Raw genomic sequence first — 16,245 nt, 5'->3', positions numbered from 1 at the left:
CGGCGTCAGCGCGGCCGGTAGACATCGCGTCGGTGGTCGACCCGGAGGACCACGATTTCCCGCCGCGGTTCGACGATCCGGTACAGGATGCGGTACGTGCCCCTTCGGGCGGACCAGATTCCGTCCAGGGGCTCGCGCAGCTGCTTGCCGACCCGATACGGCGCCTTCACCAGGGCCGTCGTCAAGAAGTCGATCACCGCGCCGGCAACCGCCTCCGGGAGTCGATCCGTCAGTGCCCGGCGAGCCGGCGGAGTGACGACCAACTCGTAGTCCGCACCGTCAGTCATGGACGCAGGCGTCGCACCGCATCCACGCCGCGCACGACGTCATCGCGGAGGTACGCAGCGTCCGCCTCGCGGATGTCCGACAGCGCCTCCGGATCCCCGAGGACGGTGAGCGTCTCCTCGAGGCCCGCGAGGTCGTCAGGACTGATCAGCACGGCGGCGTCGTGTCCGTGACGGGTGATGGTGAGTCGCTCGTGATAGCGCTCGACGCGGTCCACCACCTCGGACAGATGGTCCCGGACCGTGCGGAGAGGTTCGCTGGTCATGGCCACCATTGTGGCGCGCCCGTGGTCACCGTGCCACGGCACCTGACCAACGAGCCGGCCCTGGCGCGACCGGGACACGGATCCGCAACTGTGCTGACCGGCGGTCCGGGGGATGACACGATGACCCGGGGGCTTGGGCAGTGAACGCAGGAGGACAACGGTGAGCCACGTGGGGGCGGTTCCGCGGCTGCGGGACATCTTCGAGATCCCGGAGAGTGCCGGCACCGACGACTACGTGCTGCGCCTGTCGGAGTCCGTGGAGGCCGACCAGCTCGCCGCCACCCTGGACACCTACGTCGTGACGCCGGAGCTCGCGCGTGCCTTCGACCAGGCGCTGTCCTTGGTCGCGGAGGCTCAGCGCAGCGGCGAGAATCGCGCGGCGTTCATCGAAGGCTCCTTCGGCTCGGGCAAGAGCCACTTCATGGCGGTGCTCCACGCTCTACTCGGGCGGCACCCGAAGGCTCGCGCCATCGCGGAATTGCAGCCAGTGCTGTCCCGACACCCCGAACTCGACTCGAACCGGCTCCTACGGCTGACGTTCCACTTCCTGGACAGCCGCACGGTCGAGTCTGCGCTGTTCTCGCAGTACCTGGAACAGGTCACCGCGCTGCATCCGGAAGCGCCACCACCCGTCCTGCACTCCGCGCGCGGCCTGTTCGATGATGCGGCGGGCATGCGCACGCTCCTCGGCGACGCGAAGTTCTTCGAGTGCCTCAACGCGGCCGTAGCCCAACCCGGCGGCTCGATCTGGAGCCGGCTCGGGGTGACGTCGAGCTGGACAGCCCAGCGTTACGACGCAGCGGTCGCCCCGCAGGCCGACCCGGCCGAGCGCACATTGCTGCAGCAAGCACTGACCGGCGCCTACTACCAGAGCTACTCCCGCAACAGCGACTGGCTGTCCCTCGAGGACGGGCTGGCCGCGATCGCCGAGCACGCCAAGTCCCTCGGGTACGACGGTGTCGTGCTCCTGCTCGACGAGCTGGTGTTGTGGCTGACCTTCCTCATCACCGAACGCGAGCGGCTGAACGCCGAAGTTCAGAAGATCACCAAGCTGGTGGAGAGCAGCCGGGGGCGGTTGGCCGTGCCCATCACGTCCTTCGTCGCCCGCCAGCACGATCTGCGGCGCTGGCTGGACCGCAGCGGCCTCGGGGCCGAACAGGACTCCCTGGAACGGGCCCTGCAGCACCAGTCCGGTCGATTCGCCACCATTCCGTTGGGCGAGGAGAACCTTCCTGCGGTCGCCCACCGGCGACTCCTGCAGCCGCGGAATCCCGCTGCCGCGGCCGCGTTAGAGGCGGCCTTCGGCCGGCTCGACCGCAACCCTCGAGTCTGGGAGGTCCTGCGCAACAACATCAACGTGGATGAGGATCACCGCGGCTCGGACACTGCGGCGTTCCGTCTGACCTACCCTTTCTCGCCCGCTTTGATCGACACGTTGAAGAGCCTTGCCGGGCTGATGCAACGGGAGCGGACGGCACTGAAGGTCATGCAGAAGATGCTGATCGATGGAGCGGACCGGTTGACGATCGATCACGTCATGCCGGTCGGCGACGCCTTCGACGACATCGTCACGGGCACCTCGCCATCCTCCGATCCGCGGGTTGCGGAGCGCTTCCGCCAGGCGCGGGATCTGTGGACGACCAAGCTGCGCCCCTTCATCCTGTCCAGCAACAACATCTCGGCAGACACCGCCGACGCCGATCTCCCGCCGGGTACGGCCGGTGAGGTACGCCTGGCGAAGACTTTGATCCTTGCTGCTCTCGCACCCAACGTGCCTGCGCTGTCCGCGATCACTGCGTCGCGCCTGGCTGCCCTGAACCACGGGTCGATTCGTGAGGTGCTGCCCGGGGACGCTGCGAGCCAGGCGGTCCGCAAGGTCCGGGACTGGCGCGCTCGCGTGCCCGAGGTCCGGGTCCCGGACGGCCAGGCCGACCCGTTGATCACCGTCACCCTGGCCGACGTCGACTACCAAGGCGTGCTGGACCGAGCCAGGAACGAGGACACCGAAGGCCGCCGCCGGGATCTCGTCCGGGAGATGCTGTTCGAGGAGCTCCGGGTCGACGCGGAGAACCGCGCCCTGGACGGCGTGGTGAGCGACACGGTCATCTGGCGGGGCACGAAGCGCGAGGTGGAGTACGTCTTCGGCAACATCCGGGACCGCAGTTACGTCCCCGATGACGCCCTGAGAGCCCGACCGGGAACTGTGCGCATGGTCCTGGACTATCCCTTCGATGCCCCGGGCCAAGGCGCCCGCGAGGACCACATCCGGCTCGAGCGCTACCGCGGAGATCACGACTCCACGTTGACACTCGCCTGGGTGCCTACGTTCTTCACAGCAGAGGAGAACGAGGAGCTCGGTCGACTCGTCATCCTCAACACCCTGCTGCGCAACGAGAAGTGGGCGGTGCACGCCGCCGACCTCTCCGAGTACGAGCGGCCGCAAGCCCGGGCCATCCTGGAAGGGCAACAGTCCGGTCTGCGGAGCCAGTTCTCGTCCCGCCTGATGCAGGTGTACGGGATCGCCGGCGGACGGACCTTCCTCGAGGAGGAGCCACCCCTGGTGTCGCTGAGCGACACCTTCCGCCCCCAACGGCCGGTCGGCGCGACATTCGCGGATGCGGCGGCGCGGCTGATCGATCAAGCCTTCACCGCGGTCTATCCCGATCATCCAGAGTTCTCTCCGCCCGGACAGTTGGTCACCGACCGGGAACTGACCCAGGTCTTGAGCTTCCTGCGGCGCGCGGACGCGGACGCGGACGGCCGGGTGGTCCTCGAGCGACACGACCGCGACACGGCGCGCCGTATCGTGCAGCCGCTCGGCCTGGCGAAGGTCAACGAAACGCACCTCATCTTCACGTCGACGGAGTTCGCCACCTGGGACAGCCGCATCTCCCAGGCCCTGTCCGCCGCCGGCTACGACGCGACCGGGTCCGTCCCCGTGGAGGTCCTCCGTTCCGCCATCAGTTCGGGTCCGGCGGACCGGCGAGGTCTGTCGGACGGTGTCCGGGACCTGATCGTCGCCGCGTGGGCACTCCGACAGCGACGGGCGTGGTACCAGTTCGGCACGCCCATCCCGGATCCGCCCACCATCCGGGACATCCGTGGTGAGATGGAGCTGCGGTGCGAACCGCTGCCCGAGAGTCGGCTGTGGGGCCAGGCAGTCGAGCGGTTCGGCCACTGGTTCGGTCAGGGAGGCAACGAGCACCTGACCGCATCGAATCTGGCGGTCTTCGTCGACCATGGTCGCCCAGCAGTTGCCACCGCGGCCGCGGAGCAGCGCGCGCTGGTCCACCGATTGGAAGAGCTGGACCAGGCGTTCGACGTCGGGACCAGTGCCCGCATCGATCTCGCCCGCGCGCTGGTCGACCTGTTCGAGCGCCTGCAGCGCCCGGGTGTCGATCGGGTCGCCTTCGTCGCCCTGCTGGCCGAGGCCGTCCTTCCGGGAACCGATCAGGAGATCGGGCGCAGCTTGTCCTCCGCACAGCAGGTGGTCGACGCCATCGCCGCCTACCCGTGGGCCCGGTTCGCCAGCGTCCGGCAGGCGGCAGAGGCCAGTGAGCCCCTGGACACAACCGCTCGAGCCATCGTCCAGCAGTTGCGGACGTCGATCCGTGACCACGAGTACGTGACGCCGCTGGCGCGCGCGATCACCGTGGCCGCCGACGAGCGGGACCGGTGGCTGGAAGGCCAGCGTCCCGTCGCGCCAGTCACCAGCGCCCTGACCGCGCCGATGGCCGCCGCCTCACCGGCACCGTCGCCCAGCGGCGGCACCTGGCAGCGCGTCGGAGTGGACGTCGAGAACGCGGGAGCCCGGGAGGCAGACGTCCGGGCCCGGATCGTTGCAGCGCTGGCCGCCTTCCCCCACCTCGACTTCGAGGTGATGGTCGTGGCACAGCCCCGGGACGGCACATGAGCCCGACGACGACCACCGACAACCTGGCGGCGACGGTCGACAGGTCGACGGTCATCGCCCAGATCCGGCTCATGCGCCGGAAGCGGCGACGCGGTGTGCTCGCGATCCTGGCCACTCCGGTGTGGTCGGGCACCGACGTCCTCGAGGCCGACGGGTCGACCTACCGTGTCTGGCCGTGTCCGTCGCGTCTCGCCGTCCGCGACGCCCTGCGACACCGGCATGAGACCGAACCGGCGCCCGTCATCCTCACCGATCTGGAGGCGGCCGAGCTCGGCGACGGCATCTGCGACCACCTGGTGGACCACCGTCCGCTCTCACCGCACCCGCTCAGCGCGCTGCTCGACCTGTTCTCCGCCGACCGGCAAGAGACGCAGCTCTTCACGACCACGGCCGGCGCCCGATCGGCTCTGAGTCGGCTCGGGGCGGTGCAGGACATACGCCCGGCTCCGGCCGGTGTGCTGACGCGGGATCACCTATTCCACACGCTCGTGTCCACCGGTTTCGGCTTGGAAGAACCCGAACCCTCCCCGGTCGACGTGCTGCTGTGGTCGGCCGTTCCCGACCATGTCGCACGATTCGAACTCTGGCGTCGGGACGCGCATCCCGACCTTGTCGCCGAGGTCTTCGGCTGGTTGCGCCCCGGCTTGGGCCGGGCTGCCTCCGCACTGACGACGGCCTGGAGCCGCAGCGGCCCGGCCGACCTGCTACCCCTCGGGCTGGTGGCGGGGCTGACCCTCGAGGGCGCCGCCAGCGTCGGTCAGAGCCGCGGGGAGTCGGTGTTACTGGGGCGGCTGGAGGAGCGGATCGGCACGGAGTTGACGGAGGCCGCCACCGTCGCTTGGGCCGTCGCCGCCGCCGATGCGGGCCGGCGCCTCCTGACCGGCCGGCCCGATGACCACCTCGCCCGGGACGCCGCGCTGCGTCGCGCGGACGCACTTGCAGTGGATCTCCGTGCCGGAGAACTGGTGCGACGCTCCGACGTGCTGCCGAACGCGTTACCTTTCCGGCTCACGGCGTTGGCCCGGGCGGCGGCGCCGGCCCTGGAATCGTGGACTCCAGGGTCACAGATCGACACCGCCGCTCTGGCGCCCGTCGAAGCGGTCTGGGACGAGGTGGAGCAGCACGTCCAGGTAGGTCCCGGCGACTCACCCACACAGCCGGCAGGGGCTCGAGTTGGTCGCGCACTGGTCCGACTCCTCCGCCGAGCGACCGTGCCGCTTCGACCCTTCCTGGACATCGCCACGCTGCCGGTGCGGTACCGGGACGACGAATCGTGGATCGACACGGCCGTCAACGACCTGTTCGAGGGGTATGACGACCCCGCGATGGCCCAGGTGGTCGATCACATCCTCGGGCGGATCCGCCTCGCTCGCGCCGCACAGGACCGTGCAGCAGCCCAGCTGATCGCCGGCACCGCTGCCGACCCAGCCGTGGACGCCACCCAGAACCCGATGCTCGTCGAGCACGTGCTGGACCGCGTGGTCCTACCGTTGACCCGCCCTGCTGCGGACGACGCATCCTCGGTGCTCCTTGTCGTGGCGGACGGAATGAGCGCTGCGGCCCTGCATGACGTGATCGCCGACGCGTGCGGTTTCGGCGGCTGGCTGGAGGCAGAGATTGCCGGCGACCCCGGCAGCAGGGCCGCGCTGGCCGCACTTCCGACGCTCACTCGACTCTCACGCTGCTCGCTGCTGTCCGGACGGCTGGTCGCCGGTGAGGCAGCGGACGAGCGACGCAACTTCGATCGGTGGCTCCGGAGCAAGGCCCTAGGACGTCTGTCGGCCGGGCCGACGCTGTTCCACAAGGGAGATCTGGAAGCCCGATCCGCGGGATTCGCTTTGCCGGAACCGGTCCGGGCGGCCATCGACGACACTGCCTACCGCCCTGTCGTGGCCTGCGTGCTCAACACCATCGACGACGCGTTGGATCGATCGGATCCCATCGGCACGCATTGGACGACGTCGACCATCACCCATCTGGACAACCTGCTCACCGCAGCCGCGCGGGTCGGTCGGACCGTGGTGCTGACCAGTGACCACGGCCACGTGGTCGAGCGACGCGAACTCGGCATCGACCGCAGCGGCGAAAAGACCGCCCGCTGGCGATCCGCCGACGGTGACGGTCCGACCGACCGGGAGGTCCTGGTCCAGGGCGGCCGGGTACTGACCGAGGCCGGAACAGCGATCCTGGCCGTCGAGGAGCAGCTCCGCTACGGCACGAAGAAGGCCGGGTACCACGGTGGCGCCGCTCTCGCGGAGATCGTCGTGCCCGTTGCCATCCTGGCCGCAGGTTCCATCCCGCCGGGATTGCCGCTGGTGGAGAGCGCAGGAGGCACGCCGGAATGGTGGGCCGGACCGCTGGCGCCGGCGCAGCCCCTCCGCGAGTCGCAGGCCCCTTCCGTCCGTCCCGTGCGCAGTCGAGAACCTGCGCTGTTCGATACACCGGCGACCGTGGCGCCTGAACGGCCGGCCCGAGCTGCCCCAGCCGACGCGGTCACCGCACTGCTGCGCCATCGCCTCTTCGAAGCCAACCGGGCCAGGTTCGCCCCGACCGTGTCCCCGGAACGGATTGCGGCCCTGCTCCGCGGGCTGATCGCGGCCGGCGGGTCCCAGCCTCGCGCGCAGGCTGCCGTGGCTCTCGAGGTGCCCGAGCGGCGCCTGTCCGGGACGCTCGCCGTGCTCGGTCAGGTGCTCAACATCGACGGGGTGACCGTGCTGAGTCAGGACCCGACGCGGGTGCAGCTGTCCGTCCAACGGCTGTACGAACAGTTCGGACTGCGGTGACGGGACCGGCGGACATCTCTCCGGTCCGGCGCCGGGAGATCATCGACGCGCTGCGGCGAGGGACGGTGCCTGCCGGGGGCCTCGACGCGCTCGCCGTCGGTCTGGAGCGATTCGCACCGACCGTCGACGCGGAACTCGAGGCCGTCGCCGGTGGCGGAGCCGCGTTCAAGGCGGTCCGCGGCGAATACGGCTCAGGAAAGACCTTTTTCGCCCGGTGGCTCGAGCAGCGCGCGCTCAGCAGAGGTTTCGCCGTTGCCGAGGTTCAGATCTCTGAGCTCGAAACACCCTTGCACAAGCTCGAGACGGTCTACCGGCGCATCACCGAGTCGCTCCGGACCGCCGCCTTCCCGCCGTCCGGATTCCGGCCGGTGGTCGACGCGTGGCTCTTCACGGTCGAGGAAGAGGCTGCCGCGCTGGCCGGAATGCCGGAGGCGTCCACCGAGCAGATCGAAAGCCTGCTCACCGAGCGACTCGGCAAGGTTGCCCAGGCGACTCCCGTGTTCCCGTTGGCTCTGCGCGGCTACCTCAAGGGACTGGCCGACGGCGACCAGACGACGGCCGAGGCGGTGATCGCCTGGATGTCCGGTCAGCCGCACGTCGGCGCGGCGGCCAAGCGAGTCGCCGGGGTCCGCGGCGACATCGACCACTTCCTGGCCATGGGCTTCCTGCAGGGCCTGCTCGCCGTACTGCAGGGGTCCCGGCACGCCGGGCTCGTCGTCGTGCTGGACGAGGTCGAAACCCTGCAGCGCATGCGATCCGACGCGCGGGCGAAGGCACTCAACGCCCTGCGGCAGTGGATCGACGAGTTGGACGCCGGGCGCTACCCAGGCCTCTATCTCGTCATCACGGGCACCCCTACCTTCTTCGACGGCCGCCACGGCGCCGCGGGGCTGAGCCCGCTCGCCGCCCGCCTGGCCACCGACTTCGGTGACCCTCGCTTCGATAACCCCCGGGCTCCGCAGATCCGGTTGCCAGGCTTCGATCTGGACCGGCTGGTCGAGGTGGGGGTCCGCGTCCGTGACCTCGTCGCTGCAGGGGTGGCCGAGCCGAGCGCCTTCCATGACCGGGCGTCGGACGCGCTGGTCGCCCGGTTGGCCAAGTCGGTGGCCGGACAGCTCGGCGGTCAGATCGGGGTTGCCCCTCGCCTGTTCCTCCGCAAGCTGGTCGACCTTCTCGATCGGATCGAATTGATCCCCGGTTTCACACCTGACGATGCCGGGCTGCCGCAGGTCGACGACCGCGAGCTGACGGACACGGAGCGGCTGGCCGCGCGCGGCCTCACGGCCGACGACATCCCGCTGTGAACCCGTTCGCCGGTCTGCACCCGTCGCTGCAGCACCACATCGTCAACAGCCTGCGGTGGACCGGTCTCCGGCCGCTGCAGGCGGCCGCCGTCGAGCCGATCACTGCCGGGCGGGACGCGCTGTTGCTGGCCCCGACCGCCGCCGGAAAGACCGAGGCGGCCATTTTTCCGTTGCTGACACGGATGGCGGCCGAGCGGTGGACCGACGTCTCCCTGCTCTACCTGTGCCCGTTGAAAGCCCTGCTGAACAACCTCGAGGGGCGCCTGGCCGATTACGCCGAGTGGGTCGGCCGGTCAGCAGCGCTGTGGCACGGCGATGTTGATGCCGCACGCCGCCGGCAGATTCAGATCGGCCGCCCCGACGTCCTGCTCACCACGCCGGAGTCGCTGGAATCCATGCTGGTGTCCGAGCACGTCGATGCTGCGACATTCCTGTCCGGGGTCCGGGCCGTGGTGGTCGATGAGGTGCACGCCTTCGCGGGCGACGACCGCGGCTGGCATCTCCTGGCCGTTGTGGCACGGCTCGAACACCTGCTGGGCCGGCAGCTCCAGCGGGTCGGCATGTCGGCCACCATCGGCAACCCTCAGGAGCTCCTCGGTTGGCTGCAGGGCCGTCCCTTCGCCGGACCCGATCTAGAGCGAGGCACGGTGATCGCACCGGACGTCGGCGAGAAGACGGCCGTGCCATCGAGCGGCGCGCCACCGGTGGACGTCACGGTCGACCACGTCGGCAGCCTCGAGAATGCCGCGACCGTCATCGCTGCGCTGCACCGCGGCGAGAAGCGGCTGGTGTTCGTCGATTCCCGGCGCTATGCCGAAGAACTCGGTCAGGCGCTGCGCACCCGCGGCGTGACGACCTACCTGTCGCACTCATCCCTGTCGCTGTCGCAACGTCGTGAGTCGGAGCGAGCGTTCGCCGAAGCCCGCGACTGCGTCATCATCGCGACGTCCACGCTGGAACTGGGCGTGGACATCGGCGACCTGGACCGCGTGATCCAGATCGATGCTCCGCGGTCGGTGGCGTCCTTCCTGCAGCGACTCGGTCGAACCGGACGACGCGCCGGCACCTCGCGCAACTGCCTGTTCCTCTGCCTCTCCCCGGAATCGACACTGCTCACCACGTCCGTCGTGCTGCGCTGGAAGCAGGGCTGGGTGGAACCCGTCACGGCACCGCCCCATCCTCATCACATCGTCGCGCAACAGCTCCTCGCGGAGGCCCTCGCCGGGCACGGCTTCCCGCTCGCACGGTGGTCCGAGCCCTGGGGCGGACTCCCGTTAATGGACCGTGTCGGCGAGGACATCCTGGAGCACCTGCTCGATCAGGGATTCCTCGACCAGGACGGCGGTACGGCCTTTGTCGGTCCGAGCGCTGAGCGACGGTTCGGCCGGCGGCACTTCATGGGCCTGCTGTCGGTCTTCACATCGCCGCCCCAGTTCACCGTCGTCGCCGGTCGGTCGGAGATCGGTTCGGTCGGCATCGAGGTCCTCACCGAGGACCGGCCCGACGGCAGACGGCTGCTCCTGGGTGGCCGATCGTGGCAGGTGACCCACGTGGATTGGACCCGCCACCGGTGTTTCGTCGAACCGGCGGCCGGCGGCGGCCGGGCACGCTGGGCGTCGTTGTCGCCGAGCCTGTCCTTCACCCTTGCGACCGGGATGCGCGACGTCGTCCTGGGCGCCGACGTCCCCGGTGTCGTCTTCACCGAGCGCGCCACCACTGCGATTCGCTCCTTGCGAGCCGACCTCGCCGGGGTCGTGCACAGGGACGGACCCGTGTTGCAACGCACTACGAAGGGTGACTGGCGGTGGTGGACGTGGGCGGGCATGCGGACCAATCGGACCTTGCTCGCCTGGTTGCCCGACCTGGTGGACTCCAGCCAACGCTTGGGCGAGATATGGCTGCGGCTGCACCGGGACCTGACCCTCGACGGCATCCGGGAACGGTTGACGGCAGCGCGAGACCAGCAGCACTTCAGCGATCTGCCCGCCGTCGACGACCAGGCGATCCGCGGCCTCAAGTTCAGCGACGCGCTCCCTTACCACTTGGCAGTCCAGACCCTGGCACTTCGACTGGCTGACCCGCTGAGCGCCAGGCAGGTCCTCGACACTGGCCTGGCCGCGGTCGTGCAGAGCTGACCCACCGTACGTGAGCAGGACGGCGAGGGCGTGCTGCGTCGGACCTGACGCGGACGGCGTGGCCTTCGCCACGTGCGGATCCGGGACGATCGGGGTACCGCAGGTGTTGGGACAGGGAGAACCCAGGAGCCGCGCGCCGACAGGTGCGCCGGCCGGGACTCTTCCCGCACATCGACCATCAGGAGGACGCATGACGAGCCCGAACGCAGTTCCCGACATCCGGCTGAACAACGGGGTGACCATCCCGCAGCTCGGTTTCGGCGTGTTCCAGATCAAGCCCGAGGACACCGTCGAGGCCGTGACCAAGGCCCTGGAGATCGGCTACCGGCACATCGACACGGCGGAGATGTACGGCAACGAGAAGGAGGTCGGGCAGGCCGTCGCGCAGTCCGGCATCTCGCGGGACCAGATCTTCATCACCAGCAAGCTGAACAACGGCTTCCACGCCCCCGACGACGCCCGCCGCGCCTTCGACGGGACGCTCGAGGCGCTCGGCGTCGACCGCATCGACCTGTTCCTGATCCACTGGCCGCTGCCGGCGGTGCTGGACTACGTCGACACCTGGAAGACGATGGAGGAGTTCTACCAGGACGGCCGCGCCCGCAGCATCGGCGTCTCGAACTACCAGGTGCACCACCTGAATCGGCTCGCGGACGAGACCACGGTCACCCCGGCGATCAACCAGATCGAGGTGCACCCGTACCTGACGCAGGAGGAGTTGCGCGCGTACGACGCCGAGCACGGCATCGCGACCGAGGCCTGGTCGCCGATCGCGCAGGGCGGTGTGCTGGGCGACCCGGTGATCACCGGGATCGCGCAGGAGGTCGGCCGGACCGCGGCGCAGGTGGTGCTGCGCTGGCACATCCAGCACGGCAGCATCGTCTTCCCGAAGTCGGTGACGCCCAGCCGCATGCAGGAGAACTTCGAGCTGTTCGACTTCGAGCTGTCCGACGCGCAGATGGGCCAGATCTCGGCGCTGAACAAGGACGAGCGCACCGGCCCGAACCCGGACGAGTTCAACTACATCCCGAGCTGACCCGGGCGGCGCGGATCGCGCCGTGGCAGCACCGGTGGAAGACCCGCCGCGGACATCCGCGGCGGGTCTCGCCGTCTCCGGCACGGGGCCGGGGCGCCGGTGCGACGGCAGCTGTCACCCGCTCGGGACCGCCGCCGCGCGCCGCCGCGGCCGTACGATCCACCGGTGCCCGACGACGACGCGAGGGTCCGCATCCAGGAGGCCCTGCGCGGGCGGGAGCCGGTGCTGTGGGCGGGACAGCCGGATCCGGCCCTGCGGTGGCGCCGCGGTGACGCGGCGTGCACCGCGATGGGCGTGGTGTTCTGCGGGTTCATCAGCTTCTGGCTCACCACGGCGCTCCGGGCCGGCGCGCCGTGGTTCTTCGCCGTGTTCGGGTGCGTCTTCGCGGCCGTCGGCCTCTGGCTGCTGGTCGGGCGCTGGTTCCACCGGGCGGCGCGGGCCCGGCGGACGTACTACGGGCTGACCGCCGGCCGGGCGGTCGTGGTGGTCGGCCACTCCGTCACCGAGCACTCCTTCCCGGTCGCCTCCTCGACGGTGCGGCGGAGCCGGGACGGCCGGCACGTCGACATCCTGTTCGGACCGGAGTCCGTCGCCGGGCGGGGGCTGGTGATCGGCGGCAACACGGGCGCGGAGTGGCTGCTGCGCGCCACCTACACCAACGCGTTCTACGACGTCACCGACGTGGACGCCGTGCTGTCCGCCCTGGATCGCATCCGCCGGCCGGCCGGCACGGCCGGCTGATCCCGGACCCGCAGGTCGTCGGCACGTCCGGGGTGGCGGGCGACCCGCGCCGCCGCCGGGCAGGATGACCGCGTGGCGTCCAGGACCGAGGACCGGGTGGCGGCGGCCCGGGCCGAGCTCTACGCCGGCGACCCCGCCGGGTTCACCGGACGCCGCACCGAGCTCGCCCGCGAGGCCAGGGCGGACGGCGACCGGGCGGCGGCGACGGCGATCGGCGGGCTCCGCAAGCCGAGCGCGGCGGCGTCCCTGGTGAACCGCTGGGCTCGGGCGGAACCCGAAGCAGCGCAACAGCTGCGAGATCTCGGGCAGCAGTTCCGGCGGGCCGCCACCAGCCTGGACGCCGACACCCTGCGCGACCTGGCCACCCAGCGGCGGCAGCTGGTGGACGCGCTGGTCCGCCAGGTGGCGCAGGTGCACGGGTCGGCGCCGAGCGAGGCGGTGCGGCAGGAGGTGGTGGGCACCTTCAACGCCGCCATCGCCGACGACGCCGTCGCCGACCTGGTGGAGCAGGGCGTCCTCGAGCGCGCCGCCGAGTGGAGCGGCTCGTTCGCCGACGCCGCGCCCGGCCCGAACCTGACGCTCGTGCACTCCGTGTCCGCGCCGGCGGAGGACGCCCCACCCCGCCGGCCCGGCGGCGCCCGCACCACGATCGGCGGCCGGCGCGCACCGGGCCGGACCGCGGAGCCCGACGCGCCCGACGCCCTCCGCCGGGACGACGGCGCAGCCGCGGCCAGCGCGCGGGCCACCCTGGACGAGGAACGCCGCCGCCGCAAGGAGGAGGCCGCGCAGGCCCGCCGTCGGCGCGAGGAGCAGGCGGCGGCCCGCGTCGCCGTGGTCGAGGCGGACCGGGCCGTGCGCGCCGCGACGACGGCGCACCGGGACCGCAAGGCCGCCGTCACGATGGCCCGCAAACGGCTCGCCGAGGTGCAGCGCGACGTGGACGAGGCCGAGCGGGCGTTCGCGGCGGCCCAGGACGCGCTCGACCGGGCGCAGCGCGAGCTCCGCGAGGCCCGGGACCTGGCCGACCGGCTGCGCTGAGCCGTTCCGACACCTGGACCCTGTCATGATGCGTGGGCGGTCCGCCGGACGACCGGGCCGGGGTTCACACGCCCAGCACACCAGTCCCTTGGCACTGAACCGGGGCGTCAGATCCGTGAAGTCTGGAACTGAACGGTTCTCGTCTTCCGGCGTCCGAATTCAGCTGCCTCATTTGACGAGTCGGAGATGCCGCCGAGCCGCCGGGAGTCCCACCGGCCTCCACCGCCGATCAAGCGTCGGAGACGACGCAGGGCCGCCGGAATGTCTCCGGCGGCCCTGCGTGGTGCGGTGGTGCGGGTCTCAGGCGGCCTGGACCTGCTGACGGGACAGGATGTCGCGGACCTCGGCGGTCTTCTCGTCGGGGTACCGGGACAGGATCAGCTCCAGCTCGAGCCGCTCGGCCGGCGTGGCGAACGACGCCAGCTCCTGCTCGAGGCTCTGCCGGTGCTGCTGCTGCGCCCGTCGGGCGGCCATCCGGTCGCGGATGCTGCGGTGCTGCGTGGTGCTCATGGTGCGTGGTCCTCCACACGTGATGTGCTGATGGAGGCGTCGTTGCCTGACCTCTCGGTGATACCGGAACCGGCTGCGGCGATCCGCTGCTCGGCTCCACTGAGTACGACGCACCGCGGCGCCGAACGTTCCCCGAACCGGCGGATCGCCGGCATGACGTGCACCACAGGCGGCCGTCACCGGCGACGGGCGCGTGCGGATTCGAGCGGCTGCGGCACGAGACTGATTGTCAATGGCAATGTTTCGCGATTCAGGCGACGAGGCGTCAACCGGCCCCGGTCTCCTCGCCGGACAGGCCGCGGATCAGCCTGCGGCGCAGGCCGCTCGCCCGGGCGGCGGGGCGGCCGATCGCTGCGGCGAACCTCTCCTCGTCGCCGAGCAACCGGACCCGCTCCTGAGCCCGACTGACGGCGGTGTAGATCATCTCACGGGTGCTCAACGCCGAGTCCGCGGGCGGCAGCACGACCGACACCACGCGGAATTGGCTGCCCTGGCTCCGGTGCACGGTCATCGCGTGCACCGTCTGCACGTCCGAGAGCCGGCCCGGCGCAAAGGTCACCACGTCACCGGCTCGCGAGAACGCCGCACGCAGCGACCCGTCCGCCGCCGCGACGACGACACCCGTGTCGCCGTTGTACAGGCCGAGCGCGTAGTCGTTCGCCGTCACCAGCAGCGGACGCCCGACGTACCAGGTGCCGGCGTGCCGGACGCCGTGGGCCTCGGCGATCCACCGCTCCACCAGCCGTGACCAGGTGGCGACGCCGAACGGTCCGGAGCGGTGGGCGCAGAGCAGCCGGTGCTCGTCCAGCCGCCGCAGCGCCGCCGGCGCGTCACCCGCCCAGGCCGCCTCCCGGATGGCGGCGGCCGAGGTGACCACGTCCGCACGGAGGTCGGCGTCGTCGGTGGGGTCGACGAGCTCGACGACACCGGACCCGGATCGGAGGACCTCCAGCGCCGCGTCGGCGTCGCCGAGCCGGATGGCGCGCGCCACGTCGGCGATGTCGCCGCCGAAGCGCCAGGTGTGGTCCAGCAGCACGACACCGTGGGCCGCCGCGGACGACCGTGCGGCCGGCGGGGGCGGTGCCGCCGGGTGGGGCGGTCGCGCGCCGGGCAGGGGCAGGGGCAGGGGCAGGGGCACATCGGACAGCGGCGGGGCCGCATCGGACAGCGGCACGTCGGACAGCGGCACGTCGGACGGCGGCGCCGGAGCGGCGTCGTCGGACGCCTCCCCCGCCGGCGCGGACCCGGCGGTCAGGCCGGCGACCAGGTCGGCCAGCACCGCACCGGCCTCCACCGAGGCCAGCTGGTCGGGGTCGCCGACCAGCACCAGCCGGGCGTCCGGGCGCAGCGCCTCGAGCAACCGCGCCATCATGGTCAACGACAGCATCGAGGTCTCGTCGACCACCACGACGTCGTGCGGCAGCCGGTTGTCCCTGTCGTGCCGGAAGCGTGTCGAGGTCCCGGGCCGGAAGCCGAGCAGCCGGTGCAGGGTGGATGCGGTCAGCCCACCGAGCCGGGCCCGGTCCTCCGCCGGCATGGCCGCCGCGGCGTCCTGAACCGCCTCCTGCAGCCGGGCGGCAGCCTTGCCCGTGGGAGCGGCGAGCGCGATCCGCAGGGCCGGCCGACCGGCCGGCACCTGGTCCTGCAGCACGGCGAGCAGCCGCGCCACCGTGGTGGTCTTGCCGGTGCCCGGCCCGCCGCCGAGCACGGTGGTCCACCGGTGCGCGGCCACGGCCGCCGCCTCCCGCTGCCGGCCCGACCGGTCGTCGAACAGCCGGTCGAGGCTCCGCTGCAACCGGTCGCGGTCGAGCTCCGGAGGGTCGGCGTCCTCACGGGCCAGCAGGTCCGCGTGGACCTGCTCCTCCTGCCGCCAGTAGCGGTCGAGGTAGAGCAGCCCGAGGTCCCGGCGCAAGGGGCGACCGGGTCCGACGAGCGGGCTGGCGGTGACGGTCGCATCCCACTGCTCGGCCGGCGGCCACGGGAGGTCCGGCGCCGTCGCCGGCAGCCGGCTCAGGTCCACGCAGACCGAGCCCTCCCGGACACCGCGGACCGCGAGCGCCAGGGCCAACCGCACCGTGTCGTCCGGCTCGCCGGCGAGCTCGCCGAGCCGGGTCGCGACGTGCACGTCGGCGGCCTGCAGCACCCCCGCCGCGTTGAAGGTGCCGAGCAGGCCGGTGGCGTCGTGCGCCAGCCGGGCGTCGTGCTGGTCGTCGAAGACCGTCCGCTCGTCCGGCG

The 16,245-nt window shown here is 71.3% G+C and carries 11 protein-coding genes; 7 read left to right on the top strand and 4 right to left on the bottom strand.

The window, feature by feature from the left end:
• Positions 1-5: 5 nt before the first annotated feature.
• Positions 6-287 (bottom strand): type II toxin-antitoxin system RelE family toxin, encoded by a 282-nt coding sequence (locus tag IEY37_RS09770; RefSeq protein ID WP_188941327.1) that lies wholly within the window; start codon positions 285-287, stop codon positions 6-8.
• Positions 284-550: a type II toxin-antitoxin system Phd/YefM family antitoxin gene (locus IEY37_RS09765; RefSeq protein WP_188941326.1), complete on the bottom strand. Its 267-nt coding sequence runs from the start codon at positions 548-550 to the stop codon at positions 284-286. The genes IEY37_RS09770 and IEY37_RS09765 overlap by 4 nt, the downstream gene beginning before the upstream one ends.
• Positions 551-710: 160 nt before the next feature.
• On the opposite strand from IEY37_RS09765, the gene IEY37_RS09760 reads away from it, so the two are divergent.
• From IEY37_RS09760 to IEY37_RS09730, 7 genes are all read left to right on the top strand, one after another.
• Positions 711-4,463 carry a DUF6079 family protein gene (locus IEY37_RS09760; protein WP_188941325.1) on the top strand — a complete coding sequence of 1,251 codons (3,753 nt, stop codon included), beginning with the start codon at positions 711-713 and terminating at the stop codon, positions 4,461-4,463.
• A complete protein-coding gene (pglZ, locus tag IEY37_RS09755; RefSeq protein ID WP_188941324.1) occupies positions 4,460-7,246 on the top strand; it encodes a BREX-2 system phosphatase PglZ in 2,787 nt (928 codons plus the stop codon). Before IEY37_RS09760 ends, pglZ begins: the two co-directional genes overlap by 4 nt.
• Positions 7,243-8,550, top strand: a complete 1,308-nt coding sequence (gene brxD / locus IEY37_RS09750) for a BREX system ATP-binding protein BrxD (RefSeq protein ID WP_229674235.1) — start codon at positions 7,243-7,245, stop codon at positions 8,548-8,550. The genes pglZ and brxD overlap by 4 nt, the downstream gene beginning before the upstream one ends.
• Positions 8,547-10,685, top strand: a complete 2,139-nt coding sequence (locus IEY37_RS09745) for a DEAD/DEAH box helicase (protein WP_188941323.1) — start codon at positions 8,547-8,549, stop codon at positions 10,683-10,685. The genes brxD and IEY37_RS09745 overlap by 4 nt, the downstream gene beginning before the upstream one ends.
• A gap of 190 nt (positions 10,686-10,875) precedes the next feature.
• The gene (locus tag IEY37_RS09740) at positions 10,876-11,721 is read left to right on the top strand and encodes an aldo/keto reductase (protein WP_188941322.1); all 846 of its coding nucleotides are present in this window, start codon (positions 10,876-10,878) and stop codon (positions 11,719-11,721) included.
• Between the two features lie 165 nt (positions 11,722-11,886).
• Complete coding sequence (locus tag IEY37_RS09735; protein ID WP_188941321.1) at positions 11,887-12,462, top strand: hypothetical protein; 576 nt, start codon at positions 11,887-11,889, stop codon at positions 12,460-12,462.
• A gap of 72 nt (positions 12,463-12,534) precedes the next feature.
• Positions 12,535-13,500 (top strand): hypothetical protein, encoded by a 966-nt coding sequence (locus IEY37_RS09730; RefSeq protein WP_188941320.1) that lies wholly within the window; start codon positions 12,535-12,537, stop codon positions 13,498-13,500.
• A gap of 300 nt (positions 13,501-13,800) precedes the next feature.
• On the opposite strand, the gene IEY37_RS09725 is transcribed toward IEY37_RS09730, so the two are convergent.
• Positions 13,801-14,010: a hypothetical protein gene (locus tag IEY37_RS09725; protein ID WP_188941319.1), complete on the bottom strand. Its 210-nt coding sequence runs from the start codon at positions 14,008-14,010 to the stop codon at positions 13,801-13,803.
• Between the two features lie 265 nt (positions 14,011-14,275).
• Positions 14,276-16,201 (bottom strand): AAA family ATPase, encoded by a 1,926-nt coding sequence (locus tag IEY37_RS09720; protein ID WP_188941526.1) that lies wholly within the window; start codon positions 16,199-16,201, stop codon positions 14,276-14,278.
• Between the last annotated feature and the right edge of the window lie 44 nt (positions 16,202-16,245).

It is taken from the genome of Nakamurella endophytica (assembly GCF_014646215.1).
Classification (GTDB): Bacteria; Actinomycetota; Actinomycetes; order Mycobacteriales; family Nakamurellaceae; genus Nakamurella; species Nakamurella endophytica.
Note: the sequence above shows the minus strand (reverse complement) of the source record. Positions and strands in the feature narration are given on the sequence as shown.